The following is a 26,189-nucleotide window of genomic DNA, read 5'->3' as shown; positions in this document are numbered from 1 at the left end:
GATCCTTGCCTAAAAAACAACAGTTAATTAATAACTTAACGTGCTTTATTTTCCTTTCGTGACAGCTCAAAGTCAAATTCTTCAGGGAATAAAACCACCCCCTCTTCCTGTCCGTGTGGAAACGCAATCACGGCCAATTGATCATCCTCTAAACCACGGGTCCAGCGGCTATGCCACTTTGCGGTTGAGATCGCTTCCGCTCGGCAATGTTTCCACTCATCGGTGGCCCAGGCCAATGCCAGCTCTTCGTGAGGCCAAACCGGTACCCCTTCTTCGTCATCGGTATTGAACATCACCGAACCGTACTCATCGATAAGTAGCCACAACTTGCGAGTTTGTGCCGCGGTTTTGAGCAGGTATTGCAGGCGCTCCTCCGCGTTCATGGCATCGATCTCTTTATGGGGTATGGCATCACTCATGGGGCTACCTCTCGTCTTTCCTCTGGAGTTGGCGCGAGACTATACCTTAAATAGTCAGGGCGCCCTAGTGCATAAATTCAATTTGTATGACTTTGCTACTGCGCCGACCCCAGAGGTTAATCACTCTTTAGCATCTCCACCTGACGGCGAGGATACGGAATCACGATATCTTGCTGTTTTAAGGCTTGAAATAGAGCCAAATTAACATCAAATCGAGCTTGATAGAGCTGCCGACTTGGTACCCAATACCGGACCCCTAAAACGATGGCACTGTCACCAAACTCCAACACCCCGACCTGAGATTGCTGGGCTTGGGCCACGAGAGGTTGATTGGATAAACACTCTAGCAACGTCGCGATGGCCTGCTCAGGGTCGCTGGCGTAATCAATACCGATTTGGGTTTCAACCAGCGTAGTTTCAAAACTGTTGTGCAGCACCTCACCAACAATGTGTTTGTTGGGAATACTGATCTCCTGCCCCTCTTCATTCGTTAGCAAAGTCTGCCCCAAGCGAATCTCTGTCACCACGCCACTCACCCCCTGCACCGAAATGGTGTTACCGATGACAAATGGGCGAGTGATGATGATGGTGATACCAGAGGCGTAATTCGACAGCATCCCTTGAAGCGCTAGACCAGCACCTAAGGACGCGGCACCTATGGTGGCCACTAAAGGGGTTACGCTTATCCCCAACTTACCTAGGGCGATGATGGCGATAAGCACAATAACGGTAACTTTAACGATGTTTGCCACAAAGGCCGACAGCGTTTGGTCAATCTCATGTTTGAGCATCAGTCCCAGCACCGCGCGACTGATTCTTCCCCCTAGCCACACGCCAATAAGGAAGATGACGATGGCCCCAAGTAACTGAAAGCTGTAAGTAACGAGAAATTCTGTAACCAAACGGTACACATTCTCCATCTGAGCCAGCTCTTGACTGATTACGTCAGTATCCATCGCTCCTCCTTCGGGCATTTTTTTGTTAGGCATCAGCCTGAGCAGTAACAGGCTCCGGTTTGGGGATAAACCGGTAGGACTCTGCTAAACGACTGTAGCCTAATCCATTCACTTTCGTGACCTTAATCTGCACATTAATGCGCTCTTTCATCGCTTCAATGTGACTGATTACGCCAATCATTTTGCCGCTGGCGTTCAGGGCATCCAGAGCATCTAAAGCCGTGTCTAGGGTTTCTCCGTCCAAGGTACCAAATCCCTCATCAAGGAACAGAGAATCGATACTGGTCTTATGGCTGACCAGATCCGACAGCGCCAACGCCAGCGCCAAGCTAACTAAGAAGCTCTCACCGCCAGATAGAGTGCGAGTATCGCGTACACTATCGCCCTGCCAGGTATCAACAATGTCCAGAGACAGCTCACTGCTTAAGTTGCGTTTAAGCTGATATCGGCCGTGGAGGCGATTCAGCTGATTATTAGCCAGATACACCAAATGATCTAAGGTCAGTCCTTGAGCAAATCGTCGGAATTTGTCGCCCTCTTTTGAGCCGATCAGGCCGTTGAGGTGAGCCCAATCGTCGAAGCTCTGACGGGCAGTGTCGATCTTCGCCAACAGATCCGATAACCCTTCGCGGCGAGCTTGATCGCTATCAAGCTGTTGTTTGAGCTGACCCATCTCAGAATGCAGCCCTTTGATGGTTTCCAGTCCTTGGTTTAGTTGCAGTTCAAGGGACTCTTGGGTATCGCTGGACTCCAATTTGGCCGGTTTGCTTTGCTCATGGGCAGTTAAGCGCGTTTTCGCTTGATCAAGATCAGCATCAGCGCTCCAGAGCTCTTTATCCAAGGACTGTTTTAACTTCGTTAAGCTCAAACGCTCATCGTCATCGAGTAGCGCCTGCTCCAACAAAGGCACACTGCCAAATATTGATGCCGCCAGTTGAGCATTCAGTTCATTTTTTAACTTTTTAGCCAGATCCTGTGCGTCGGATTTTTGTTTCAGTAACTGATCTCGCTCACCTTGATGCTGCCCAAGCTTCTGCTTAGCGAGATTATGGGCCTCGACCAATTGGTTAAGCTGCTCTCTAGCTTGCTCAACCTTGTCACCTAACCGCTTACGCTCCTCATCAACCTTCTTATCACCAAAAAGTTGTTGCCGCTCGGCCGCAATCTGCTGGGTTTGCTGTTGATGCAGCTCAAGCTGCTGCGTTGCTTCCGAGTATGCCAGCTCTAGCTGTTGGTTTTGCTGGGTGGCCGCCTCCATCTGCGCTTGCAGCGCAGCCATCTGTTGGTTCAACTCAGTGCCTCGCTGTTGCGCCTGCTGAAACTCCTCTATCGCCTTTCGGCACTTGTTTTGCCAGCTATCAAACTCATCTTGAGCAGGGAGCGACAATCCAGATTGCTCAAGCTCCTTTTGCAGTTGCGTATTAAGGCTCTGATATTGCGCCAAAAGCGCCACATTGGCATTCTGCGCCTCTTCAAGTTCGGCCTGCTGCTTAGCCAATTGCAACTGCCTTTGCTGCTGCTCTCGTTCGCTGTGGTGAATCTCGGCGGTAACGCTGGCTACCGACTCAGCCACCTTTGCCAGTTCCGCTTCAAGTTTTTCTCGCAACTCGAGCTGTTCGGTGTAATCAGCCAACTGAGCCTGACACCGGCTTAAGTAGGTATCAAGTCGGTCATTGTCAGTGATGTCGGCATCATCGGGCAGATGAAGCTGCTGGCACTGCTCTCGCCACTGCTGCGTAAGCTGTTGCTGCTGATCCCTCAGTTCCTGCTGGCTCTGGGTCAACTTCTGCAGATTCTCTTGTGCGTGACGATGGGCCTCGCCCAGTTTCACGCCCTGCTCTTTTAACGTCTCAACCTCTTCACTAAGACGCAGGTGGCGCTGCTCGGTTTCTGACACCGAAAGCTGTTGATACTGCTCAATGGCAGGGTGCTCTGTGGCACCGCACAAAGGACAAGCTTCGCCTTGCTGAAGCTTGGCTCGCTCCTGTTCTAAACTGCGAATGGTCTTCTCTTGCGCAAGCAGAGTATCAACGTCTTTGAACTCCTTGGCTGCGCGCTTGAACGCGGCACGTTTGTTAGCAAGCTCGGTTTCCATCGCTGTAATGGCCTCGCCATCGGATTTCAGTTGCTCATCGCTAAGCGTTAGCTTGTCGACCAATTTCTGGTGATCGGTCATAAGCGCACTCAATTTGAGCCTGCCCTCCTGACCGGCCTGTAGCTGCTTGAGCTTTTTCTTAAGCTGATCCGTTGCAACGGGTTGAGCGTCTCGTTCACTCTGAAGCTGCTGTTGCTGTTTCTGGTGTGCAGACAGAGTCTGCTTTAGGGCGTCAATTTGAACATCGGGCTTTGAATCACCTGTATCAATATGAGACAGATTCTTTATTTTATTCTTTAACTGCGTGGACTTATTTTCAAGTTCATAACGCTGAGTCAGCTGCGCCTGCCAACGGCCAACCTGTTTTGACCAGCCCTCGACTTGTTGGTGATCCGCTAAAAACTGGTGGTTTTGCTGCTGTGCTTCAGCTTTGTCATTGATGCGTGTTTCAAGCTCTTTAGCTCGCTGTTGCCCTTGCTTTAGCGCCAAGTCCGCTTTCGATTGATTTTGCGAGTGGGCCTGAGTCTGCTCCGCCATTGTTTCTAGTTTCAGGTCCAGGGGCACCACCTGAGCAAACAACGACTCCCCCTGCTTTAGCTCAGCTTCAGTCTGCATGCTTTGCTGCTGAGCTAGATTTTGACGCTCATCGGCATCTTGCAGCCACTTGTTGAGCTCCAAGGCTTGGTGATCCAGCGTTTCCAGTTCGCCGCTGACCTCCTGAACACGCAGCTGGGCCTGCTGGCTTTGCATTAACGGTCCACGAAGTCTCTCCGCTGGCTCGGAACGCTGCAGCCGCTCTAGCTCAGGCTGATGCTGCTGTTGACGCGTTTTGGCATCACGCTGGACCTGCTCAGCGGCCGTAATTTGCGCCTGATAGTCATTGGATTTCGTCAGCCACTGTTTGAGTTCGTTAAGTCCGGTTTGAGTGCGCTGAAGCTCCTGCTCTTTGAGTTGCAATTTCCCTCGCTGCCCCTGAAGCTGCTCGCGCTCCTCCTCGCCTAATAACTCAACCCCTTTGGCCTGGGCCTGAAGCTGCTCCAATTCGACTTTGGCCTGTTTATGGTTATCAAACACCTGCTGCGAAATGCGGCCGTAGATTTCAGAGCCTGTCAGCTCCTCAAGCAGTTCGGCGCGATCGTTGGCACTGGCATTCAAAAACGCCGCAAACTGCCCTTGAGACAGCAGCATCGACTTAGTAAAGCGGCCAAAATCCAAACCGGTCAGCTTTGCCACCATGTCGAGCTTGTCTTTGATCTTGTCGCAAACAATCTCACCGCTGTCGATGCGGGCCAGCTCTACCGTAGGCGGCTGAAGTTTACCATCGGCGCTGCCCCTAGCCCGGCGCTGACTCCAAAACGCGCGGTAGCCAACGCCTTTAACCTCAAACTCCACCTCCGCTAAACACTCGCCGCAGCCTCGAGTCATCAGCTCATTTTGCGTCGGTGATACCGATAGTCTCGGCGTTTGATGGTAAAGCGCCAAACAGATGCCATCGAGCAAGGTGGTCTTACCGGCGCCGGTTGCGCCGGTAATGGCAAACAGGCCATTTGATGCAAAGGGTTCTTGGGTGAAATCGATCTTCCAATCCCCTTTTAGGGAATTTAGATTTTGTACTCTGAGGCTTAAGATCTTCATTGGTTAACCTCATCGTTGCTGTGGAGCTGTTCCACCACCTGATTGAATAACGTGGTGAGCTGCTGATGACGTTGCGGCTCCTCAGCAGCATCGATCCCTTCGCTATGTAATCGCTTGTCAAACACCTCAGAAACCGTCAGTTCCGATAGGGTTTGTCGCTGTTCTTGCTCAAGTTGTGCCCGCTGCTGACGCTGACGTTTCAGTAGCAGCACCTCCACAGGCAGGTCGTTTACCAGGGTTTCGATGCGACTTTGTAGGTCATTAAGGTAGTCGTCCGATTGCACCTCAACGCACAGCCAGTGCACTGAGCTGCTACCTCGATATCCCTCAAGCTGCCGCTCAATTTCCGCCAGATCGCCGCGAATGATCGCCATCGGCTGGAAACAGGGAACCATCAGGGGCGTGGTATTGGACAGATGACCATTTTCGAACTCAACCAACAGCACCTGCTTGTCGCTACCAAGCTCATCAAAACTCAGCGGGATTGGCGAGCCGCAATAGCGGGCCGTTCCAGTGGAGTTAACCTTCTGCGGCCGATGGATGTGGCCCAGTGCCAAATAGTCAAAATCGGGAAACAGATTCGTCGCGAAAGCATCCAGATTACCCACATAGATGTCACGAACGGAATCTGAAGTACTGGCACCTAAGGTGGTCAGATGGCCGGTGCCAATGATCGGCAAACTCTGACCCAACTCCTGTCGCCGCTCACACGCCTTCTGATACAAGCTCTGGTAGTGATCGCAGATCCCTTGACGCAGATCGTGGCGCTTTTCCACCTCGCTCTGCCCCGCTTGGCTGCGCTGAATGTCTCGAGGGCGCAAAAATGGCACCGCACACAGCAGTGCGCCTATCTGACCGGAGCGCTCCCTCAGCTCGAGAAGTTGAGCGTCAATGGGGGTATCGCTACCGCCTATGACGCTCGCACCAAGGCACTGCATCAGTTCGGCGCTTTCGTTCAGCGTTGCCACTGAGTCGTGATTGCCCCCCAAGATCACCAGTTGGCAACCCAGCTTCTGCATCGCCACCACCAGACTGTTAAGCAGCGCCCGAGCGTAGCTAGGAGGCGTTCCGGTATCAAATACATCGCCGGCAACGACCACCGCATCTACCTGATGGCTGTCCACCTGAGCCAATAACCAATCAAAGAACGCCGCGTGTTCCCGGCCGCGATTTTTATTATAGAAATGCTGACCAAGGTGCCAGTCAGAGGTATGAATTATTCGCATCAGAACAGAATGTTAAAGCCATCAGAAAGGGAAAGGATACCCTGTATCCGATGGCAGATACAGGGGAGGAATCTCACAATCGCCGCAGAAATTGAGACGGGTCGAGTTTGCGCTTGGCCTTAGGCGTTTGCTTAGGCGTACCAAGGTACAAAAAGCCAATGATCTGATCGTCGCCACGGACACCAAGGGCTTGACGTACGTGGTCATCAAACGCGTAACTGCCAGTACGCCACATTCCACCTAGGCCTTGAGCTTGGGCTGCCATCTGCATCGCCATGGCGGCGCAGCCTGCACTTAAGTGCTGCTCTAACGGCGGTACCTTAGGATGGTCTTTTACTCTGGAGATGATGGTAATCACCATCGGTGCGCGGGTGGGCAGCAATCTGGCTCGGGCGAGTTGTTCGCCTTCAACGCCGTTGGCTTTAGCCGCTTCAAATAGGATGTCACCAAGGCGGTTTAAGCCTTCACCTTCGGAAATTAGAAATTCCCAAGGCGTCAACCCGCCGTGATCCGGTGCCCGCAGCCCAGCTTCGACGATTTGCGAAAGCTGCGCTTCGGTTGGCCCAGGGAAGGTCAGTTGAGGTGAGGAGCCTCGCTCAGTTAGTAATGTAATGGCGTCCATTGCCACTCCGAAGTAAGTCAGTCATAGTGGTACCTTATCAAAACAAAGCGGTAGTGAGAATCGTTACCGCCATACCCAAAGCGCAAGGACCGCCGATGATGCTCCGCATTCTATCTCCAACAATCTGTATGCCCCTGCCACTGCTGTTAGCCATTGGCATCTCTGGATGTGCCAACGATGAGCACCCCATATCCACCAAGACTGATCCCGACCAGCAAATTATCACTGCAATAAGCGAGTCACAGAAAGTCACTAAAATCCAAATCGGAAACCAACTATTTTTAGCTGCTGATGGATTTTACAAACACGCCAGTATCACCAATCTCAATACCCAAGAGCTAGGAGAAGTCACCGGTAGATTGCTCAGCGGCTGTGACGATCTAAGTTCAATCCAGTACGACATCACTCAGTGGCGCTGGACTGCCGAAACTGGTCATATTAAGTGGCAAGTCAATGACGCCAATGTGGATATGACACCGATGATCTCACTGCTAAAGCGCCAATGTGATTGGGTGGAGCTGGAAGTGCTGTATGACTCTCCGATGAATAAAGCCAGTTACTAAACGAAAAAGTCCCGGTAAACACCGGGACTTTTCATTTGGGGCTACTGACGTCGACGACGCCAGATCGCAAATGGCAATAGCGCCATCAGCCAAGCTGCAAAGGCCCCCGAAGAGCTGGAACCTGAGCCTTGCACTGGCGCCGTCGCCGCGACTGTCACACTCACCTCTTTTTCAACACTTCCAGTACCGTCATTAACCGTTACCTTAAAGGTTAAAGTTTCTGCACTAGACAGGGTTGGTGCCACAAAACTGGCCTCGGCACTGTCAGCGCCCGAGAGAACCACCTGAGTACCGGCAGTTTGCTGCCAAGTGTAAGTTAGCGTGTCGCCAGCATTGGCATCCACTGCCGACGCGGTTAATTCAACGGCATCACCGGAGGACACCGAAGTTGAAGACACAAACGCATCCACATGAGGCAGGCGGTTGTCGCAAGCGATGGTGTCACCGCTAACCAGATCGAAGAACACTGGCGTGGCCGCATTGTTGATCTGCAGATCGTCAATCATCCAGCCATAGCCCGCGGCAAATTCATCAGAGACTAAGCGGAATCGAAGCTGTACTTGCTGACCATTTAGTGAGGTTCCAAAGTTAACGCCTTCATCCCCCCCTTGATTGCCGGTAAATACCTGACGTTCAGGAAGCAGTTCATTAAGCTCGCCAACATAGCCGCTGCCGGTAAAGACGCCGCCAGCATCGACAACATCTTGCCATTCGCCTCCATTGACGGAGATCTCCACGACACCACCATCCCAACCCTCTTCAATAATGAAGTATTGGAACCAGCTAACCGTAAAGTCACCTTCACTGCCAACGGTGAAAGGCTGGGTTTGCGCCGCTACATCACTGGCAAAGGGGTTATTCTTGATCAGCAGGTACTGCTCACCAACTGGCAATTGATCGGCAAAGGTCCGATCCAAGACCACAGTATTCGCCGCATTGTCGCCACCGCTTAACACTTGTTGTTGAAGATTTGCCAACCCAGTGCTGTTTTCCATGTCACTGAGTGCCGAACCACCCACAAGAGGTTTGGAAATATACCCCATGTTTACGGTGGTGTTGTATTCATAATCCACCGCCACAGTTTCTTCAGCTAGGCCATCAAAACTCAACGAGAAAGTGAGGGTGTCTTCAATGCCAACTTCATCTAGGGTAAATTCAAGCACAGAGCTGTTTGCGGTTCCGGTAATTCCCAGATCTTTAAAGATCACCTCACCACCGTTAGAGAAACTCACCTGCTGATCGCCCACCACGGAGACCTTAGCCTTCAGCTCATCAAAAGCTTCACTTCCGCGGTTTCTGACGGTGAACTTCACCGTGCCAGTCTCTCCTTTGTCCAAGATGCCATCTTTGGTGCAGTAACCGTTAGTAAGCCCCTCAAAGTCGGTCTCAATCTGGTGCGATGTCACCTCAACGCTGGAGTATTGAGTCTTATAGGACTCCACCACCCCTTCATGAGTGGTGCTGTCTCTCGCCGGAGATACCGCACCAAGCCCCATACCACGACGCGCAAACGCAGACAAAATAAGCTGATAATCCTGAGGGTCATTGGCATAGGCCGCTGCCAATAGAGCATCACGAGCTTCAGTATAGGTTGGCGCGTTTGGCGTCATCTTATAACTGGCAACCAGATAGCTCTTCATACGGTTGCGGGCTTCGTCGAATCCGTAGCGCTCATCATTAATAAGCGCTACATAGCTGTCCCAAAGCATCGCTGCCCAAGGTTCACCGGCATCATGCACCTCTGCGGCACCATTGCGGTCGGCTCGGGTACCGTTACCTAAGGTGACATTGGCAAAGGTCAATGGGTTAACCTTCATATCGCTGCTGTATGGGAAATTACGAATACCTGAATAGAAGCCCGCCACATATGAGGTGGCAGCGTAAGCTTTCTGGAATAACTCATTACCGGGTAGATCCGAATCGGTTGCATCGGACAGCATCAATAGCGCGTGAAAATCACCCCAACCCTCGCCCATGGAGCGACCCTGCTGGTTTGTTAACCCAGATCCATTACCAATCAATCGATTGGTGATGTAATGGCCCCATTCGTGAGCCACAATCCCATTATCCCAAGAACTGCCTTTCATGGCACGGCTGCCATACAAGCGCAGGCTTAGGGATTCGCCGTTATCAATGGCGCTGTAGAGTTTCGCGCCATCAGCAAATGAAAGCCCCATGGAAGGAATAGTGACATTCTCGTCGGTGCCACCCATTGGTGCCGGGGTACCGTCGTCCTGATTGTTCACCACGATGGCCGCGATGGCACCGGCGTTTTGAGCAAACAACACCTTATCCGTAAACGCGCAGCTACCGCGATCAATAATGGCAATAACACCGGTTAGGTCTTGACTAGTCGCCTCACACCCATCGCGTCCCTCACCAACGCCATCATTAATGATCTTGGCGTTTCCAGTAAGGTCAAAGGACTGTGGTCCAAATCCAGCCATCTGTGATGAGTTCAACAATCCGGAAACGCTGTCCGCGCTCGCCACCACACCAAAGTCTTTGCCTACCGAGGCGTCTTTGCTGTCGAATAGATACATCTGCATGGTTGGCGAATAGCCGTCTGCCGGTGTCGACATGTTGGCGTTGTTGGTACCGGAGTAGTCTTGAACCTCAACAAGAAGCGGGTCACCCTCTACGCCGCCACGGCCATAGTTAGATTGCTGGGCATTGCCGCTGGCCTCATCAAAACCATGGTCGTAGAACTCATCGTGAAGGTAGTTGTTGAGATAGAACAGGTTCACAATCGCCGCTTTGCGGTTGTTGGTACTGTGCTCCGGCTCATTGGTATTATAGGCGTAATCGAAAGTCTGAGTGGCCGTTACTTCCGCCTCGACATCGCCTTCAGAAAAGCCATCAGGGGCAGCCACATCCGCGTAGGCATGGACGTTATTGCCTTTGGTCACCAACGCGTCTTCAGACAACCAAGGATCTTGAGTGCTGATTGGCCCATGGGCAAGAGTCACTAGTGGCGCATCAAGATAAGCCGCTGCGTCTTGCTGATCCGCACTGGTAGCGGGAATGACGTTACCATGAGGTCCATCCCAAGGCATGCCACTATCATGGGCATAGACGCGGTAACCAAACTCACCGCTGTGCGCTATCTGGTCGTGTTTGAACAGTACCTTGCCGGTCGTGGCGTCAATAACGTAACTGTAATTCTGGCGTTCGGTGCTAGAGATTGACGTAAGCGCGACTTCAACAAAGTAAGCGGCGCGAAGCTTTCCCTGCTCTTCAAACCACACCTTCTTAGTTCGAGGCAAAGTGGAAAAACGGTAGTCTTCTGAACGAAGTTGAGACTGCCAACCTGTATAACCACCCGGAAGTGGCGCCCCTTGTCCTTCTAGAGACTCCGCACCAACAAGATCCAACGTGGCATAGTTCAGCGCGGCGTGCTCAGAGCCATAGTGAAGAGTTACCGCTGGTGCCGTCACCGCAAAGCCACCAGAGCTGGCCACTAGGTTCATCTCTTGGTCCATCATCACATTCACATGACGATTAAACACCGGAATTCCATGCAGTGTTTGACCATACTTGGCCACAATGGCGCCACGGCCATAATCGGAAAGGCTCAATAATCTGGCACTGTTATCACCTTTATCGACCCCAAGACCATAGTGAGAACTTAAATAGTGACCCGCATACGACTGAGTTCGGATTTCCGATTTTAGCGCGCCTAACGCCGGACGATACTGATCGGTTTTTGCCCACTGGAATGACGCCCCTAATTGGTCGTCATATTGATCCGGCATGCCTGTTATGGAGTGCTTTGAGGAGGAGATGTTCTTCAGCTGCAGGGGAGCATCACTCCATGATGCTGCCGTTGCTGAAGCGGTTCCAAGTGCCAATGCACTTGAAATTGCGATTGCTAATTGTGTTTTCACTGGTATGTCCTTTTTATTTTTACTACCTGCCCCTCTTTGGGGGAAAGTTCAGGCTACCAGTGAATTCACATAGAATTAACAGAAATTTCAAAAAATGGTGTAATCACTAGCGAATTCGATTTATTAGTGCATTCCTCCGCCATAGGAAGCTAGTAAAACCAGATGATTCAATTAAAGTAGCCACAGCAAAAGAAAACCCTACCGCCAGGTAGGGTCACCTTCCAAATCCTTGTGGCAATCGACACGGGAAACTTAATTCGTGATCGAGATCACATTCAATTAAATTAAGTTCTCACCTTTTCACTCTTGTGGCTGAAGAAATAATCCAAGCTGGTGTAGCGTCCACCACCTAAATAGTAGAGAGCCAGCAACATCACGAAATAGGTGATGGCAAATTCAATCCCGTTATTAAGCACGACAAACTTACCCGATGAGGTAAGCCACTCGTAATTACCGTGCTCCTGCAGAATCGCTTTGGCTCGGTCTAGCTTCTCTGGCGCAGCCAATACCTGTTCGTTTGCCAACCAACTGCTGGCGTCGGCAATAGCCAGCCAGCCATTTTCCCAATGCACAGCAAAGGCGGCAACTAACATAGTTACCATCAGTGGAATACTAATCAATCGAGTAAACAGCCCTACGATTAACAACACTCCGCCAATAAGTTCTGTACCCGCAGCCAGACCTGCCATCAGCTCTGGGGCAGGCAGACCTAGCCCCCAATCCGGATTGCCAAACCAGGCCGCAGTGTCTTGGAAGTGGCTAAACTTATTGTATCCAGCCTGAATAAAGATGGGCGCCAAATAAAGCCGAATGGCCAAAGGCGCCAATCCTTCGAGATATTGGGTTGCTTTAAAGAAACTTTGCCATAGGGAGATCAACGCCTTCATAAAGATATCCTTTTTCCATTCACTGTTTCAGTAGACCGGAGTGGCCGAGTCTCGATTTCACAATAACCACAACATTTGTTGCTATAGCAAAAACAGCACTGAATAAATGGCTATCTTTCTGATAAGTCGGCGAGATCGTCCAATAAGGAGCCTAGTTGACGATTGAGGCGTTTGCGCTGTTTTCCCGTCAAGGTTTGTTGAATTTTGACAATGGAGTCAGCGAACTCTTGCTGGTTGACGCTTAACTGTTGCTTATAGGCTTCCGGACGCAGCGACTCAGGCTGAACCAGCAAAATATACAGGCTTTGTTCAAGAGACTGGGTGTGCTGTCGCTGCTCCAGTGCGTCAATGAAACGATGTTGCCACGCATCTCGGTAGGCAACCCAGAGATCCATTGACTGATGCCGCTCTAGGTTAAATTCATTGACAGCACTTTGCTGAATTGGAGTCAGCTTTCCCACCCAGCGCTTTAAACTCTTAGCCATACGACGGTTGGAGCGGGTAACACGCTCGTCATAAGGTTTTTCGAGATAGCGTTCGATATCCTTCTTATTCTCTTCCTCAATTTTTGCTACCAATGAGGCGATCTGTGCGTCATTAAGCGATTGAATAAATGGAACTAGCTGCGGAAGAAGATGGGCAAAAATGCGGCGCCAATGCTGTTCAAGTTCGGTGGCGTGGGCCAATACTTGTTCTGAGGTAAGGCCATGATTGAGCTGCTTTCGAAGTTGCGTCAGTTGAGCATGATATTTAGGCAGTTCTTGATAACGATGCCATTCCAATAGCTCATCGATCATCTGTTCTAGTTGACGTTCTTGTGCTCGGTCCAACTCAACGTAATCAGCAACCTCCCATTCGATGATCCAGTCAAGCCAGTTGTAAACAAACTTAGTGCTACAACCTGTGAGGGTGAAGGCCATTACCGCCACCAGTAGCCAACGCTGTATCATCACCTTGCTCCTGCTCTCTGTCCTCAGTAACAAGCTTAACCTAAAACGAAATGAGACAAATTCAAATAGAAAAAATGGTTAATAATCAATTATGTGGTATTTAGTGATCGAGGCCGTTTCCCGTCCAAAGCTTCTGATAATGGCGACGTCGCGTCTGCAACAGTTGTTGTTGCGTCTTTGATTTGGCCTGCGCCAACGCCCCATCACACCACTGTAAAGAAACCGCCAAATAGAGTGACACTGCGGCCCCGCGAGCCTGTTGCTCACGATCAGTCATGGTCAACTGATTAAGCTGCAGATAACGGCTCACGATGGCGTCGGCCTCATTCATTGGCCACTCACACAGCAAACAGGCCAAATCCCACCAAGGGTGGCCCCAGTTACTGTATTCAAAGTCAATCAATCTAAGCGTAAGTCCCGAGGACTTTGCCTGCACCAGCCAATTACCCGGACCCAAATCATAGTGACACCAACAGGGGCGAAGCCGACTTTGCAACATCCGCTGTTGCCAGATTTTTGCCTTTCGCTGCCTGTCAGGATCCAACAGTAAAGAGGGGTAATCAAAGGTGGCGCCTCCAAAGCGTGGAGCAAGGGATTCAGTAACCTGTTGATGAAACCTCAGCAGAGTCTCTGCGGCCTCAATCGGCAGTACACTAGCGCTGCGACCAAAGCGCTCGATAATACTAAAGCGGTGATGTTCATCGAGATGAACCAGTTTTGGTGCAAGCCCCAGTTGCGCTGACTCGGCAAAGGTTGCGTACTCCCGCGCGCAATCGTCAGTCATCGATAACTGCTGATTGTGGAGCCGAAGCAACAGATCATGACCTTCAAGTTGGTAGAGGGTGTTTGCTGTACCAGCAGCAAAAGGGACCAAATTGGTCCCTTTAAACTCGGATTGCTGGTTAAGCCACTGCTTGGCTAAGTCGAGGCTGGTGTTCATAGGCTCTGCGCCACATAAAGTAGCTCGCCGCCGCGAGACCCACATAGAGCACAAACAGGCCGCTAGTGAGAATCAGCGATTTATTCAGATAGAGATAGATGGAAGCCAGATCGATCACCACCCAGTAGATCCAGTTCTCCACCACTTTGTAAGCCAACATCACCGTGGTTACTACCGCAAAGCAAGTAGTCATCGAGTCCAAGTACGCCATGTCCGCCTGTGTATAGGTGTCCATCACATATCCCATGCCAAGGGCGGTAACCGCCGTGGCAGCGATGATCAAGGTGTGCTGGCTAAAAGGCAAACGCCGATAACGGGTGCCCTCCCCGGTATCTCCGCCAAAGCGCCACACCCAAAACCCATATACCGCCATCAGCAGGTAATAGCCATTGAGCAGCGACTCCATCAACAGAGACACCTCCCAAAACAGCAGCGTATAAATGAGCGTGGAACCAAATGCCGCAGGCCAGCACCAGATGCTGCCCCGCATTGCCAGCAAAAGGTAGGCCAATGCCAATACCACCGCCAATCCCTCCCAGTAGGTCATGGCGGTCGCCTGAGCAAAGGCGTCGTTAAACAGATTACTCAGAGTGGTCAAGGTTAACTCCGCCGGGGATGAACTTGCAGACGAACACGCCCTTACCCCACTTCTCATGGGCAGCCTTCATCTCGACAGCCAACAGAGACATCACCTGATCATAGTCCCCCAGTAACTGAGTGCTCATGGCGTTGGTCTTACGCTGAATCTCAGGGTAAGCATCCAGACGCTCAATAAACCACTTAATGGGCAGCAGGTAGTTATCCTGCAGAGGGTAAAGGCTTATTTCGACGGCAAGTTTCATCATTGCTCCTTATAAAAATTGGTAATTAAAGGTAATACCAAACTGCTGAGGGTCACCATAGCGAATGTACTGCTTGTCGACCCAGTCTTGATCGGGCTCATTGCCAAAGTAGAAGCCACGAACGCCGTACTTTTCATCGGTCAGGTTTCGACCCCACAGGTACACCGACCACATCTGAGCCTCATAGCCCAGCTTGGCATCAAGCACTTGATACGCTTCAGAAGTCGAGTCATTGCTATCAGAGTAATAAAACTCGTCCTTGCCGCTGTAATTCACATTGGCAAACCAACCTAAGTCATGGCGATAGGTAGCACCAACCGCAAATTGATAGTTCGGGGCGTGCGCTAACTCTCGGCCACTGAGATCGCGGAAGCTGTCTTCCTTAAGCTGCAAAACGTAGTCGCCATACTCGGTCTCAAGCCAACCCAACGCCGCCCGCAATGACAGGTTTTCGGTGGCTTGGTAGTTAAGCTCAAGCTCAGCACCATAGTTACTGGAATCCGCGGCGTTACTGGTGTAGAGCACAAAGTCACCGGAACCTGGCTCCTGAACGGATGCCTCCACCTGCTGATCGCTGCGATCCATGTAGAACACCGCCAAGGCAGAGGTTAACGAGCCATCCAGCCACTGACTCTTAAGGCCAATCTCGTAGTTATAGAGAGTCTCGGTGTCGTATTCGGTTTGATCCACCAAAAACTCAGGCAGATTCATATTAAACCCGCCCGCTTTATACCCTCGAGCCACGCGAACGTACGCATTATGATCGTCAGTTAACTGATAGCTGGCGGACAGGTGTCCCCCCCACATGTTCTCGTCGGTATTAAAATCTTCGCCACTGCTGTCTTTGTAGCTGGCATCTCGCTGTTCAAAGCGCAGTCCAAGGGAGAAGGTCCACGCCCCAAGTTCGGTATCCAACTGGCCAAATAGTGCCTGGTTATCCGAGCCGTACTCCGAGATTAACTCAGAAAAATAGCTACCACTGGCGTCGTAGGCTTCGGTAATGCGCAGGTGGTTATCTTCATCCAACGTGCTGGCATAGATGCCCACCAACCAATGGGTGGTTCCACCAAAGATCTTCCCTGCTTCGCTGGAGCTCAGTTTTACCTCTTGGGATAAGGCATCGCGCTTAAGATCTTTACCCCAGTTGTACACGTAGACGCAAGGCGCGCCATAGCACTGACGGTCACCCCAGTACTCATCATTGGCCCAATCACCATCATAAGCATGAGTGGCGTGAGTGTTGGTCCAACTGGTGATGGCCCCCAGATTAACCTGCTCAGACAAGCCAAAACTCAGATTTAAAGAGGCACCGTTTGTACGCTGAGAATCCTCACCAGGGTTATCGCTGATGGTGTCAAAACCATTATTATCCAGCGTCCAGGCGTCATAACCGTTATCAAGATCGGCGTGCATGAAAGTCAGCTTGGCTGACATTCGATCGCTAGGTTGCCACAACAACTTGGTACGCACGGTAAGTTCATCGCGCGCATTGGTGTCGGTTTTGCCAAGATAGACGTTATCGCGAAAACCATCTTGTTGGTTGTGATGAACCACCACGCGCCCAGATAAGGTATCGGTCAGCGCACCGGAAGCATAGCCACCATAGGTAAACTGGCTGTCTTCGCCGAAGGTGGTGGTGATGCCGCTCTCGGCCACCTGGGTCGGATCTTCACTTTTAACGTAGATAAGGCCCGCTAAGGCATTGGCACCATACTGAGTGCCCTGCGGGCCTCTAAGTACCTCTACCTGCTGCAGATCATACAAGCTGGCTGCCATGCCTAAGCCAGACAGGTCGATATCATCAACGATAAAGCCTACTGAGCTATTGGGTGCGCCCTGATAATCTTCCTGTTCACCTACGCCACGAATCTGGAAGTAACGAGGGCGGGAGGTTGCTCCGGACCAATTTAAGTTGGGGATGGTGTCGAGCAACTGTTCTAGGTGCTCGCCACCTTCATCTTCAATCAACTGGGTATCCACCACGGTGGCAGAGCCTGGCAGCTGATTCAGTTCTATCTGTCTTAGGTCCCCAAAAACTTGAATACGTTCGATCTCTTCGGCAAAGGCAGACAAAGAGGTTTGGCCCAATCCTAGGGCTACAGCGGTCGCTAAAAGGGTTTTACGCATGTCCTTTTGACTTCTCACAATCAAGGTAAAAAAGGACCGAATGAGGGCGATAAGGGGAAGTAGTGACCTTTCCTACGCCGGTATCATCCGGATCAGGTTCGCGGGTTCTTAAGCAGGCCCAGCGGCAACTGCTCAAATCTCAGTGTCAAAACACACCCCGAGGTTCACCGCCGATGGTAACAGAAACCACCAACAAAAACGGCAGTTTTGTAACAACAAACGGCTATAAAAACAGCGAACAAACCAAAACCGGCGCACGAGGCGCCGGTTTTGGTGTTTCCTTTGGAAGAAATACTTTAAAGAAGCATTTGCCAACCGAGAGCGGCAACAAAGCTAACGGGATAGCCAGAGATAAGTTTAATCAGAGATGATTCGGCGTATCTCAAAACGAAAATCTTCCGCTTTACTGTTCAAGGATAACGAAGATACCTGCCTACGTTCGCCGCCAGCTAAGTTCAGGCTGTGCCAGCCGTCATGAGCGGACTCCTGCAACACCCCCTCCCCGTCAAAAAAGGAGAACCGATATTGCAGGTAGAGATCGCTACTGCTGTTCGATTCTAAGTTAACCCGTCCTTGAAGGCGGCCATTTAAGCGCCCCTTGTTAACGGAAACTAGGCTAAGATCCCGCCCTAGGGCACCGTTATTAATCTGAACATCTTCAGCGGAACTGGAGTGCACAACCAAACCAGAGGTGGTGGTCGAACACCCAACCAATGCGGCCACTAAGGCTACAACCATTACGCGTTTCATCGGCACTCCTATCGGCTTTATGAACTTAATCGATCAAAAAATGCGCCCTAGCCGTTGCGATCGGCTGTTTGCGACTGGTTTGCCAAGCAGACACTGACACATTGGCAACTCGGCGACCTTGACGAGTAATACGGCATTCAGCATAGGTCTCTCTGGCGTATCCTGCACGTAAATAATCAATTGAGAAGTCGACAATTTTTGGTACACGACTGGTATGCAAAACCACCATCAACTGTACCATCGCCGCCATCTCCATAAAACCGGCAATCACGCCGCCATGGAGTGCAGGCAACATCGGGTTACCCATATTTTCTGGGTTGTTTGGCAGGCGAAACACCAACTCCTCGCCCAGTTGGTCACACTCCATCCCCAGGTGCTGGGCATACGGCACCACAGCCAGAAGCTCGGTGTAATCCCGGTTGGCGATGGCGTCTTCAACTAAATTTCTAATATCCACCATTACTCTCCCAGCAGCGTACGTCTAAATTCCTCGGTCACCAACTCCGGACCGATGCGCATAAAGGAGCACACGACCTGAGCAATGGGGTTATCGATGGAATCTTGGTAGGCAACGCCTCGAGTGAAGGCAACGGAGCTGGTGAGCTTAAAGCACTCCACCATGGCATAGACCGGCTCGCCGGGAACGGCGGAACGCATGTAATCCACGCGAAGATCCAGCGTTGGGCACAGTTCAATCTGATTTTCTTGAGACTCAATGGCAGCAATCACCGCTGCACCAGATGCGGTATCCATTAAGGTGGTGATCACCCCACCGTGGAGAACTTGAGTTTCAGGGTAGCCGATCAGCTCCTGCTGATAAGGCAACTTAAGCAGAACGTGATGTTCGCTGGCCTCTAAGGTTTCTACCTTCAGCTTTCGGCACTGAGCCAGAGAGTTAACAAAGCGTGTAATGAGTTCGGTTTGCGGGAAGTATTCCGAGTTATGAGGCTGCATTTACACCCCCATCGCTTGGGAATCAAAGCGACAGTCGACACACAAAGGTGAGACAACAGACGGCATGACTTAAATTCCTTATAGAGTTTTTTATCCTTATAACCACCTAAACGATGACCGGCACCGCAAGGCGATGCAGATAGTACCATTGGCCTAGTGCAATTGTCATAACAGCAAACAACTTAAACCGGCGCACACCGGTCTAAGCTGTAAAAGAAAGGATACGCCCAATTAATGGACAATCCCCTCGTTAGCCATCGTTTAGTGCGCCAGCATCGGCCCTAGAGGGCGACCGCCCAGCAGGTGCATGTGGATGTGGTAAACCTCCTGCCCCCCATGCTCCTTGCAGTTCATTATCAAACGATAACCATCTTCATCGATGCCCGCCTCTTTCGCCAGCTTCGCAGCCACGGTGACCATGCGACCCAACGCGGCTTCATCAGCTGACTTGACGTCATCGACCGTCGGAATGACGGTATTGGGGATGATTAGGATGTGAGTCGGCGCTCGAGGGCTGATATCACGAAAGGCAGTAACCAAATCGTCTTGGTATAGGATCTCCGCTGGGATCTCTCGACGGATAATTTTAGAAAAGATGGTTTCTTCGGCCACGGTTGCCTCCAAACAGGCTCATTTATCTGATTTAGCCAGTATACTTAGCAAAGTGAATTTAGGAAAATTGATTAACAGCAACAGCTTATCTTTAGACTTGTCGATTTTTCTCCGTCACCCAGGTGAAAACGACCGCAAGCAGATACACCAACAGGCTGACAAGAAATGGCGTCGCAATACGACAAAATGTAGACATGGCATCGAACATAGCAACTCAAAACACAGTTAATCGCTGGTGCCGATGTTAACCACTAATCACCAATTATTATATTACGCGGATCAAACATTACTCCGCTGACCGACGTGAAGGACCTCATATGATTCAATATCAGATTGGCATCACAGATGCCGCCGCTCACCTGTTTGAGGTGGAAATCCAATTAGCCCACGCTTCGAAAGGTCAACGCTTCAGCCTGCCTAGTTGGATTCCTGGAAGTTATATGGTCCGAGACTTCTGTAAGAATCTAATTAACGTTCATGCCATGCAAAGTGGCGAGCCTGTAGCACTTACCCAACTGGACAAACAGACTTGGGAGCTTGATAGCGACTGTGAGCAGCTCTCGATTCGCTACCAAGTTTACGCTTGGGATCTGTCGGTACGTAGCGCCCACCTTGACCAAACCCATGGCTTTTTTAACGGCACTAGCACGTTCTTAAAGGTGGAAGGGCGTGAATCTGAACCGGTGAGCCTCGCCATCAAAGCCCCAGAAGGCTCGCTAAGTCACTGGCGAGTGGCCACAGGACTGACGCCGATCAATGGCACCGAACGATATCAATTTGGTGACTATGGAGCCGAGGACTACGATGCCCTCATTGATCATCCCGTCGAGATGGGTGATTTCACCTTGGCCAGCTTTGAAGCGGGCGGCGTTCAACACGATCTGGTGCTGACCGGTAAACAGATGGCGGATACCGACCGCATCTGTGCGGATCTCAAAAAGATCTGCCAAACCGAAATCGATTTTTTCGGCGGCCAAGCCCCATACGACTACTACCTGTTCCTCACCATGGTGGTGGGCGATGGCTTCGGTGGCCTAGAGCACCGCAACTCCACCGCACTGATGTGTGGCCGTGGTGATCTGCCAAGTAAAACAGAAACCGACGTCACCGATGGCTATCGAACCTTTTTGACCCTGTGCACCCACGAGTATTTCCATAACTGGAACGTAAAGCGCATTAAGCCACAGCGCTTTATCCCTTACGAGTTGTCAGCCGAGAGCTACACCACGCAGCTGTGGGCCTATGAGGGGATCACCTCCTACTATGATGATCTGCTTACTTTCCGCTCCGGCTGCATCGATCGCGACAGCTACCTTGATCTACTGAGCCAAACCTTTACCCGAGTCCTTCGTGGTCAAGGCCGCTTTAAACAAAGTTTGGCAAAATCCTCTTTTAACACCTGGACCACCTTCTATCAGCAGGGTGAGAACGCTCAAGATGCCATTGTCAGCTACTACACCAAAGGGGCGCTGTTCGCGCTGATGCTGGACCTAACCCTGCGTACGGAAACCCAAGGCAAAGCCAATCTAGATCAATTGATGACGGTGCTTTGGGAGCAATTTGGCAGCAAAGGCATCGGCACCTTGGACAATACCCATCAACAGATTGTGGAATCGCTGCTAGGCAGAGACGCCACAGAGCTGTTCGCGTGGCTCACCAAGACCGACGATCTGCCACTGGCAGAGCTACTGGAAAAGGTGGGCGTAAAACTCTCCATGCGCAGCGCCTCAAGCAATAGCGATAAAGGCGGCATCGGCAAAGGCGCAAAGGTTGAGCTAGGTGCGCTCTACAAAGCGGACGATTTTGGCGTTCGCCTAGCCAGTGTCCGCCAAGGCGGCGCGGCTCATCAGGCCGGAATGAGCGCCGGCGATCGCTTAATTGCCATCGACGGTCTGCAGGTTTCTGCTAATCTTGATAAACAGCTGAGCCGTTACGAACCAGGAAGTACGCTTTGTTGCCATTGGTTTCGCAGAGATGAGCTGATGTCCGGGGAGATCACTCTTGAGCCAGCGGTTATAACGACCGCACAGCTCGAGATATTCGATGAGAATCTGGTCAAACTCTGGCTTTGAGCTAAACAAAAGGCGTTTTGGGCTGGTGCCGATGAAAAATTGGCACCAGCGACCAACAAGTCTTAGCTAACCTTGGTCAATTTTGATAAAACTACAGTGAACCTAGGTCGTGAATTACATCAAGTGCTGGAGGGTCATTCATGGAAACGAACTCAACACAATTATCTGATTTGCTGCATGACCACTTCCGAAATGCGAACAGCATTCCAGAGCTAAGGGAGCGCCTTCGTGACATCGAAGAGGAATTGCACCAGGTGTTCGCCGACGAATTAGCGCAGTTTGCCAAGAGCTGTGAAGACAGCACCGCTGAATAATGCCATCGCGCCAGCCTAGGCTGGCGCCCAACCAAATTCAACTTCAAGACTAAGCCACAAGGGTTAGCAATGTGGTTCCTGCAACCGCTCGCCTTTGCTATACTCGCCGGTTTTTACAGCTGAGCGCTATCCATGCCCTTTCCTTCCCTCGGTTTATCCGACGCCCTAAGCCAGCACCTTGCCCAATTAGGGTATCAGACCCCTACGCTAATTCAGCAACAAGCAATCCCTCATGTTCTTGATAACAAAGACATCATCGGCATTGCTCAAACCGGATCAGGGAAAACTGCCGCTTTTGGTCTACCGCTGCTTCAACGTGCCCAGCAGCCTAAGTCGAGCCGTGGCCGCACCAACGTCACACCAACGCTTATCTTAGCGCCCACTCGAGAATTGGCATCGCAAATTGCAGAGAGCCTGAAAAGCTTTGCCTTTGGGTTGCCCGAACCGCTAAAGATCAAGGCGGTGTATGGCGGCGTCAGCATTAACCCTCAGATGCTGGCACTTCGAGGTGGCTGCGATCTGCTGATCGCGACCCCAGGCCGCCTTCTGGATCTGATTAACCAAAATGCCATCAGCCTTAGCCAAACCACTCAATTGGTGTTGGACGAGGCCGACAAAATGCTGGCTTTAGGGTTTTCAGAGGAACTGGAGGCGATTAAAGCGCTGCTTCCGAAAAAGCGGCAAACCTTGTTGTTCTCAGCCACCTTTTCCAAAGATACAGAGCAACTGGCACAGCAGTGGTTGTGTTCTCCAGTGTGGCTCGAAGTGACCAGTGAAGCCAGCGTCAGCGAGCAGATCCATCAGCGAGCCATCGAGATTGACCCAGCGAACCGCAATCAAGCGCTTCAACAACTGATTGAACACCATCAGTGGCGTCAGGTGCTGATCTTTGCCGCGAGTAAACGCAGCGCCAACAACCTCGCCACCAAACTCCATCGCGCCGGCTACGACGTCGACACCCTGCATGGAGACATGAGCCAAGGGGCTCGTCAAGCGTCCCTACGCGATTTTAAGCTCGGGACGCTTCGCATCCTCATTGCCACGGATTTGGCCGCGCGAGGATTGGATGTAGATGCCCTGCCCTGTGTGGTCAATTACGATCTGCCCCGCTCTCCTGCAGATTACGTCCACCGTATTGGCCGCACGGGTCGCCAACAAAATCAAGGCGTCGCCCTCACCTTTATCGGTGCCGACGATGACGCTCATTTCGCGCTAATTGAGAAAAAGATGGGACAAAAGGTTACTCGTGAGCAACTTGACGGATTTAGCCGCCAGCAAGCCGCGCAGCCAAAACCCAAAGGGCCGCAACCGGTCAAAGGCAAACGTAAGAGTAAAAAAGACAAATTAAGGGAGGCAGCCGCCAAAGACGGCAGGACTAAATAGCCGACGCGTTCTCACAGTGGGAATTGAGATAGCGCTCAATTCCCTGCTGCCAGCGTTCCACAAACTGCTGCCATTTAAGGTCATCAAAACGTCGCAGATAGTTGATGCCACGATCTCCCACCGCCGTAAAACGATAATTAAGCTTAAGTTTGCAGCCTTTCGGCGCACTGACCACATCGAGCTGGATGTGAGTCAGCATCTGATCGGCCACCACCTTCATAAGCTCAATTTGCCCCAGTTCAAGCCGGTAATGAAGCACCTGCCAAATGGCCACCCCAAGGGGGTCTACTGTGGTATAGGTGCAGCCAGTTTCGATAGCGCCACAGTCACTCCACAGCATCAGCGGCTCCCAACCAGGTACCCAGTCTCGTTCTTTCACTGGGCACAGGAGCGGCATTACCTGCTCCACTTGATAGCCAAGGGCGATCTCTGCGCTAAAGCACTTGCTGTTTTTGGCTCGAATGATCACATCGCCCCCACTTCTCGGCATATTTGCAACAACTATAACAATAAATAGAGTCACATAGCACAATAAGCAAGGGCGAACAGGTGATTAAAGCAGAGCCTCCATGGCACGCTTGCGAGCCTGATACACCTGACCTCGACCATCAACCCTTAGGCCTAGGTCACGAAGACGTCCGTCTTTCAGTCCGTAGATCAGTGAGTGAACCGTCAATTCTTGACCTCTATCCCACGCGGCTTTGGCGATGGTGGTCTGGCACACGTTTGCCGCTTGAGTAATGGCATTTAGTTCGCACAGTCGATCGTTGCGCTCATCCTCTGGCAATGCATCAAGGTGCAACTGGTGCTCTTTATAGGTATCGCGAACGTGACGAAGCCAGTTACTGGCCAAGCCAAGGTAGTCATCTTCCATAGACGCTTTCACGCCGCTACAGCCATAATGACCGACGACCATGACGTGCTTCACTTTGAGTACATCAATCGCAAACTCAATCACCGACAAGCAGTTCAAATCGCTGTGAACCACAACATTGGCGATGTTGCGATGAACAAACACCTCACCCGGTGCCAGATCAATAATTTGGTTAGCAGGAACGCGACTGTCTGAGCACCCAATCCATAAGTATTCGGGGGCCTGTTGCTGCGCCAATTGACCAAAAAACTCTGGGCTCTCTTTTTGAATTCGTTCGGCCCATTCGCGGTTGGCAGCAAAAAGGTGGTCTAAATCAGACATAAAAAGTTCCTATTATCGCTATGGTTATCAGCGGCATTATATCCAGTTTCTAACGCTGAGTGGTCGAAACAGATCGATACCTCAGCACCTTATGACAAATTGAGCTACGGACGACCTATTACGGTGCCAAGCGCTCAATCTGCCAGTCATCATCAGTATGGGAATAGAGGAAGCGATCATGCAGTCGGCGGTCGCCCCCTTGCCAAAACTCAAAGCTGTCTGCCTTAACTCGATAGCCTCCCCAAAAATCGGGGACCGGCACCTCGCCTTTGGCGTATTTCTGTTTTAGCTCTAAAAACTTGGCTTCCAGTACCTGACGCGCCGAAATTCTGCTGCTTTGGTTTGAGGCCCAAGCACCGATCTGGCTCTCTTTGGGCCGAGTCATAAAGTAGCTAATGACTTCAGACTTAGTCAGCTTCTCTACCTGCCCTGTAATGTGGACTTGGCGCTCAATCTCGTGCCAAGGCATCAACAAACTGACTTTAGGGTTGGTCTCCATGTGAGCGGCCTTGCGGCTGCCAAGGTTGGTAAAAAACACCAAGCCATTTTCATCAAAACGTTTCAGCAAAACGATGCGCTGAAACGGCTGACCATCGGCGTCCACAGTGGCCAAACTCATGGCCGTTGGATCTGACAATCCGGACTTCGCGGCTTGCTCCATCCACAAAGTAAACTGCTCGAAAGGATTGGACTTAAGGTCTTTACGACGTAACCCCCCTTTCAAATACTCTCTTCGAATGTCACTAAAATCGGCCACCGGATCTCCTTAAATTCTGTGATCTGACGCACCCATTGTACTTGGCAGTGGGTGAAATACCAGTAGCGCAAAAGGGGAAATGGCGAGAAAACAGGCATAAGTAAGTGATTATTTTCTAAAAGAATTAAAGCAATGTTAATCCGATTAGGTTGCCATAATTATTTCGCCCGCCACGGTTAAGGATCTTACCGTTGAGGCGTACGTTTACCCGTTACCGCTGACTCTGCGCCGCTCTCGCCGATAACTCTCAGGCGTGTTACCAGACATTCGACTGAACATATTAATAAATGCAGACGGCGTAGAATACCCAAGCTCTATTGAGACTTTGTTTACCTTCATTCCCTGACGCAGCATAGAGATGGCCGACAAAAACTTAAGCCGCTGTTTCCAATCACTGAAGCTCATCCCCAGTTGCTGGTGACAGCGACGATTTAAGGTACGTTCGGTACTGTAAACCTTCTGCGCCCATTGACTGAGAGTGCGCGGGTTCGATGGATCTTTTTGCAGTGCGGTTAGAATTGGTTTCAGCAGCGGGTCATCACTTAAAGGGAGAAACGCTCTCATCGGCGCTTGCTTTACCAATTGATCCACCATCACTTGCGCCAAACGTTGATCCTCAAGGGCGGTGGCATAATGCACTGCGCGGTCGGTAAAGTCGGCCACGATGGCGCTAAACACGCCAGTCAGTCTCAACATGCACGGCTCATCAGGAAGCAGCGCCGACAGCCGCGGATTTAAGTAGAGAGCTCGATAGCTCACCCTCTGACGGCTGTAACTGGTGTGCTCAACCAAAGGGGGAATCCAGATGGCGTATTGCGGCGGAGACAGGTAAGGTTTGCCGTCCACACTTATCTCAATAACTCCTTCTTCCACCACATTTAACTGGCCCCAGCTGTGTCTATGGGGTAAAAATGTGGTATCGGGTTCAAGATCCTCACTATGAAGGTAGATTTCACTGGCGCAAGCCTCAAACGGCAGTGGATAACGTTCATTTATCACAGAA

25 protein-coding genes and 1 riboswitch are annotated in these 26,189 nt (G+C 51.2%); of the genes, 5 read left to right on the top strand and 20 right to left on the bottom strand.

Features of this window, described 5'->3' with window-relative positions:
* Positions 1-35: 35 nt before the first annotated feature.
* From FCL42_RS03570 to FCL42_RS03550, 5 genes are all read right to left on the bottom strand, one after another.
* Entirely contained in the window at positions 36-419 is a 384-nt protein-coding gene (locus FCL42_RS03570; RefSeq protein ID WP_136862016.1) for a DUF2750 domain-containing protein, read from the bottom strand.
* 116 nt (positions 420-535) lie between these two features.
* Positions 536-1,375, bottom strand: coding sequence for a mechanosensitive ion channel family protein (locus FCL42_RS03565; protein ID WP_136862015.1), 840 nt, complete (start codon positions 1,373-1,375; stop codon positions 536-538).
* Between the two features lie 25 nt (positions 1,376-1,400).
* Positions 1,401-5,105, bottom strand: a complete 3,705-nt coding sequence (locus FCL42_RS03560; RefSeq protein ID WP_136862014.1) for an AAA family ATPase — start codon at positions 5,103-5,105, stop codon at positions 1,401-1,403.
* On the bottom strand, positions 5,102-6,331 hold the full coding sequence (sbcD, locus tag FCL42_RS03555) for an exonuclease subunit SbcD (RefSeq protein ID WP_136862013.1): 1,230 nt from the start codon (positions 6,329-6,331) through the stop codon (positions 5,102-5,104). The genes FCL42_RS03560 and sbcD overlap by 4 nt, the downstream gene beginning before the upstream one ends.
* A gap of 73 nt (positions 6,332-6,404) precedes the next feature.
* Positions 6,405-6,953 carry an NAD(P)H nitroreductase gene (locus tag FCL42_RS03550; protein WP_136862012.1) on the bottom strand — a complete coding sequence of 183 codons (549 nt, stop codon included), beginning with the start codon at positions 6,951-6,953 and terminating at the stop codon, positions 6,405-6,407.
* Between the two features lie 95 nt (positions 6,954-7,048).
* Between FCL42_RS03550 and FCL42_RS03545 the strand changes: the two genes are divergently transcribed.
* Complete coding sequence (locus FCL42_RS03545; protein WP_136862011.1) at positions 7,049-7,516, top strand: hypothetical protein; 468 nt, start codon at positions 7,049-7,051, stop codon at positions 7,514-7,516.
* 41 nt (positions 7,517-7,557) lie between these two features.
* Here the strand turns inward: FCL42_RS03545 and FCL42_RS03540 are convergent, their stop codons facing one another.
* The 7 genes from FCL42_RS03540 to FCL42_RS03510 all read right to left on the bottom strand — a co-directional run bounded on the left by FCL42_RS03540 (position 7,558) and on the right by FCL42_RS03510 (position 17,149).
* Positions 7,558-11,403 (bottom strand): rhombosortase-dependent M36 family metallopeptidase, encoded by a 3,846-nt coding sequence (locus FCL42_RS03540; protein ID WP_136862010.1) that lies wholly within the window; start codon positions 11,401-11,403, stop codon positions 7,558-7,560.
* 284 nt (positions 11,404-11,687) lie between these two features.
* Complete coding sequence (locus tag FCL42_RS03535) at positions 11,688-12,290, bottom strand: HvfX family Cu-binding RiPP maturation protein (protein ID WP_136862009.1); 603 nt, start codon at positions 12,288-12,290, stop codon at positions 11,688-11,690.
* Positions 12,291-12,400: 110 nt separating this feature from the next.
* Positions 12,401-13,240, bottom strand: coding sequence for a DUF6279 family lipoprotein (locus FCL42_RS03530; protein ID WP_169308279.1), 840 nt, complete (start codon positions 13,238-13,240; stop codon positions 12,401-12,403).
* Positions 13,241-13,340: 100 nt separating this feature from the next.
* Positions 13,341-14,180, bottom strand: coding sequence for a phosphotransferase (locus FCL42_RS03525; protein ID WP_169308278.1), 840 nt, complete (start codon positions 14,178-14,180; stop codon positions 13,341-13,343).
* Positions 14,143-14,727 carry a nicotinamide riboside transporter PnuC gene (pnuC, locus tag FCL42_RS03520; protein WP_229359780.1) on the bottom strand — a complete coding sequence of 195 codons (585 nt, stop codon included), beginning with the start codon at positions 14,725-14,727 and terminating at the stop codon, positions 14,143-14,145. The genes FCL42_RS03525 and pnuC overlap by 38 nt, the downstream gene beginning before the upstream one ends.
* Positions 14,728-14,761: 34 nt before the next feature.
* Positions 14,762-15,022, bottom strand: coding sequence for a YkoF family thiamine/hydroxymethylpyrimidine-binding protein (locus FCL42_RS03515; protein ID WP_136862005.1), 261 nt, complete (start codon positions 15,020-15,022; stop codon positions 14,762-14,764).
* 9 nt (positions 15,023-15,031) lie between these two features.
* Positions 15,032-17,149: a TonB-dependent receptor gene (locus FCL42_RS03510; protein ID WP_136862004.1), complete on the bottom strand. Its 2,118-nt coding sequence runs from the start codon at positions 17,147-17,149 to the stop codon at positions 15,032-15,034.
* A gap of 52 nt (positions 17,150-17,201) precedes the next feature.
* A riboswitch (TPP riboswitch) is annotated at positions 17,202-17,319 on the bottom strand.
* A gap of 3 nt (positions 17,320-17,322) precedes the next feature.
* Here FCL42_RS03510 and FCL42_RS03505 point away from each other — a divergent pair.
* Positions 17,323-17,520, top strand: a complete 198-nt coding sequence (locus tag FCL42_RS03505) for a hypothetical protein (RefSeq protein WP_136862003.1) — start codon at positions 17,323-17,325, stop codon at positions 17,518-17,520.
* Here FCL42_RS03505 and FCL42_RS03500 read toward each other — a convergent pair.
* The 4 genes from FCL42_RS03500 to hinT all read right to left on the bottom strand — a co-directional run bounded on the left by FCL42_RS03500 (position 17,507) and on the right by hinT (position 19,465).
* On the bottom strand, positions 17,507-17,899 hold the full coding sequence (locus tag FCL42_RS03500; protein ID WP_136862002.1) for a DUF1425 domain-containing protein: 393 nt from the start codon (positions 17,897-17,899) through the stop codon (positions 17,507-17,509). The two genes, FCL42_RS03505 and FCL42_RS03500, sit on opposite strands and share 14 nt — an antisense overlap.
* A 25-nt stretch (positions 17,900-17,924) precedes the next feature.
* Positions 17,925-18,359 carry a PaaI family thioesterase gene (locus FCL42_RS03495; RefSeq protein ID WP_136862001.1) on the bottom strand — a complete coding sequence of 145 codons (435 nt, stop codon included), beginning with the start codon at positions 18,357-18,359 and terminating at the stop codon, positions 17,925-17,927.
* Complete coding sequence (locus FCL42_RS03490) at positions 18,359-18,853, bottom strand: PaaI family thioesterase (RefSeq protein ID WP_136862000.1); 495 nt, start codon at positions 18,851-18,853, stop codon at positions 18,359-18,361. The genes FCL42_RS03495 and FCL42_RS03490 overlap by 1 nt, the downstream gene beginning before the upstream one ends.
* Before the next feature lie 261 nt (positions 18,854-19,114).
* Positions 19,115-19,465, bottom strand: coding sequence for a purine nucleoside phosphoramidase (gene hinT / locus FCL42_RS03485; protein WP_136861999.1), 351 nt, complete (start codon positions 19,463-19,465; stop codon positions 19,115-19,117).
* A gap of 317 nt (positions 19,466-19,782) precedes the next feature.
* On the opposite strand from hinT, the gene FCL42_RS03480 reads away from it, so the two are divergent.
* The 3 genes from FCL42_RS03480 to FCL42_RS03475 all read left to right on the top strand — a co-directional run bounded on the left by FCL42_RS03480 (position 19,783) and on the right by FCL42_RS03475 (position 23,234).
* The gene (locus FCL42_RS03480; RefSeq protein WP_136861998.1) at positions 19,783-21,537 is read left to right on the top strand and encodes a M61 family metallopeptidase; all 1,755 of its coding nucleotides are present in this window, start codon (positions 19,783-19,785) and stop codon (positions 21,535-21,537) included.
* A gap of 140 nt (positions 21,538-21,677) precedes the next feature.
* A complete protein-coding gene (locus FCL42_RS21665; RefSeq protein WP_169308277.1) occupies positions 21,678-21,851 on the top strand; it encodes a hypothetical protein in 174 nt (57 codons plus the stop codon).
* A 132-nt stretch (positions 21,852-21,983) separates the two neighbouring features.
* Positions 21,984-23,234 carry a DEAD/DEAH box helicase gene (locus FCL42_RS03475; protein WP_136861997.1) on the top strand — a complete coding sequence of 417 codons (1,251 nt, stop codon included), beginning with the start codon at positions 21,984-21,986 and terminating at the stop codon, positions 23,232-23,234.
* Here FCL42_RS03475 and FCL42_RS03470 read toward each other — a convergent pair.
* The 4 genes from FCL42_RS03470 to FCL42_RS03455 form a co-directional block, all read right to left on the bottom strand.
* Positions 23,227-23,724, bottom strand: coding sequence for a hypothetical protein (locus FCL42_RS03470; RefSeq protein ID WP_136861996.1), 498 nt, complete (start codon positions 23,722-23,724; stop codon positions 23,227-23,229). The two genes, FCL42_RS03475 and FCL42_RS03470, sit on opposite strands and share 8 nt — an antisense overlap.
* A gap of 63 nt (positions 23,725-23,787) precedes the next feature.
* Entirely contained in the window at positions 23,788-24,429 is a 642-nt protein-coding gene (gene can, locus FCL42_RS03465; protein ID WP_136861995.1) for a carbonate dehydratase, read from the bottom strand.
* Positions 24,430-24,547: 118 nt separating this feature from the next.
* Positions 24,548-25,186, bottom strand: a complete 639-nt coding sequence (gene pdxH / locus FCL42_RS03460) for a pyridoxamine 5'-phosphate oxidase (RefSeq protein WP_136861994.1) — start codon at positions 25,184-25,186, stop codon at positions 24,548-24,550.
* A gap of 204 nt (positions 25,187-25,390) precedes the next feature.
* Positions 25,391-26,185 carry an AraC family transcriptional regulator gene (locus tag FCL42_RS03455; protein WP_229359767.1) on the bottom strand — a complete coding sequence of 265 codons (795 nt, stop codon included), beginning with the start codon at positions 26,183-26,185 and terminating at the stop codon, positions 25,391-25,393.
* Positions 26,186-26,189 lie beyond the last annotated feature (4 nt).

It is taken from the genome of Ferrimonas aestuarii (genome assembly GCF_005116665.1).
In the GTDB taxonomy this organism is placed as follows: domain Bacteria; phylum Pseudomonadota; class Gammaproteobacteria; order Enterobacterales; family Shewanellaceae; genus Ferrimonas; species Ferrimonas aestuarii.
Note: the sequence above shows the minus strand (reverse complement) of the source record. Positions and strands in the feature narration are given on the sequence as shown.

Coding starts and splice junctions, on each gene's coding strand:
- FCL42_RS03570 (WP_136862016.1), bottom strand. CDS start 419: ATGAGTGATGCCATACCCCATAAAGAGATCGATGCCATGAACGCGGAG.
- FCL42_RS03565 (WP_136862015.1), bottom strand. CDS start 1,375: ATGGATACTGACGTAATCAGTCAAGAGCTGGCTCAGATGGAGAATGTG.
- FCL42_RS03560 (WP_136862014.1), bottom strand. CDS start 5,105: ATGAAGATCTTAAGCCTCAGAGTACAAAATCTAAATTCCCTAAAAGGG.
- sbcD (WP_136862013.1), bottom strand. CDS start 6,331: ATGCGAATAATTCATACCTCTGACTGGCACCTTGGTCAGCATTTCTAT.
- FCL42_RS03550 (WP_136862012.1), bottom strand. CDS start 6,953: ATGGACGCCATTACATTACTAACTGAGCGAGGCTCCTCACCTCAACTG.
- FCL42_RS03545 (WP_136862011.1), top strand. CDS start 7,049: ATGATGCTCCGCATTCTATCTCCAACAATCTGTATGCCCCTGCCACTG.
- FCL42_RS03535 (WP_136862009.1), bottom strand. CDS start 12,290: ATGAAGGCGTTGATCTCCCTATGGCAAAGTTTCTTTAAAGCAACCCAA.
- FCL42_RS03530 (WP_169308279.1), bottom strand. CDS start 13,240: ATGATACAGCGTTGGCTACTGGTGGCGGTAATGGCCTTCACCCTCACA.
- FCL42_RS03525 (WP_169308278.1), bottom strand. CDS start 14,180: ATGAACACCAGCCTCGACTTAGCCAAGCAGTGGCTTAACCAGCAATCC.
- pnuC (WP_229359780.1), bottom strand. CDS start 14,727: ATGACCTACTGGGAGGGATTGGCGGTGGTATTGGCATTGGCCTACCTT.
- FCL42_RS03515 (WP_136862005.1), bottom strand. CDS start 15,022: ATGAAACTTGCCGTCGAAATAAGCCTTTACCCTCTGCAGGATAACTAC.
- FCL42_RS03510 (WP_136862004.1), bottom strand. CDS start 17,149: ATGCGTAAAACCCTTTTAGCGACCGCTGTAGCCCTAGGATTGGGCCAA.
- FCL42_RS03505 (WP_136862003.1), top strand. CDS start 17,323: ATGGTAACAGAAACCACCAACAAAAACGGCAGTTTTGTAACAACAAAC.
- FCL42_RS03500 (WP_136862002.1), bottom strand. CDS start 17,899: ATGAAACGCGTAATGGTTGTAGCCTTAGTGGCCGCATTGGTTGGGTGT.
- FCL42_RS03495 (WP_136862001.1), bottom strand. CDS start 18,359: ATGGTGGATATTAGAAATTTAGTTGAAGACGCCATCGCCAACCGGGAT.
- FCL42_RS03490 (WP_136862000.1), bottom strand. CDS start 18,853: ATGCAGCCTCATAACTCGGAATACTTCCCGCAAACCGAACTCATTACA.
- FCL42_RS03480 (WP_136861998.1), top strand. CDS start 19,783: ATGATTCAATATCAGATTGGCATCACAGATGCCGCCGCTCACCTGTTT.
- FCL42_RS21665 (WP_169308277.1), top strand. CDS start 21,678: ATGGAAACGAACTCAACACAATTATCTGATTTGCTGCATGACCACTTC.
- FCL42_RS03475 (WP_136861997.1), top strand. CDS start 21,984: ATGCCCTTTCCTTCCCTCGGTTTATCCGACGCCCTAAGCCAGCACCTT.
- FCL42_RS03470 (WP_136861996.1), bottom strand. CDS start 23,724: ATGCCGAGAAGTGGGGGCGATGTGATCATTCGAGCCAAAAACAGCAAG.
- can (WP_136861995.1), bottom strand. CDS start 24,429: ATGTCTGATTTAGACCACCTTTTTGCTGCCAACCGCGAATGGGCCGAA.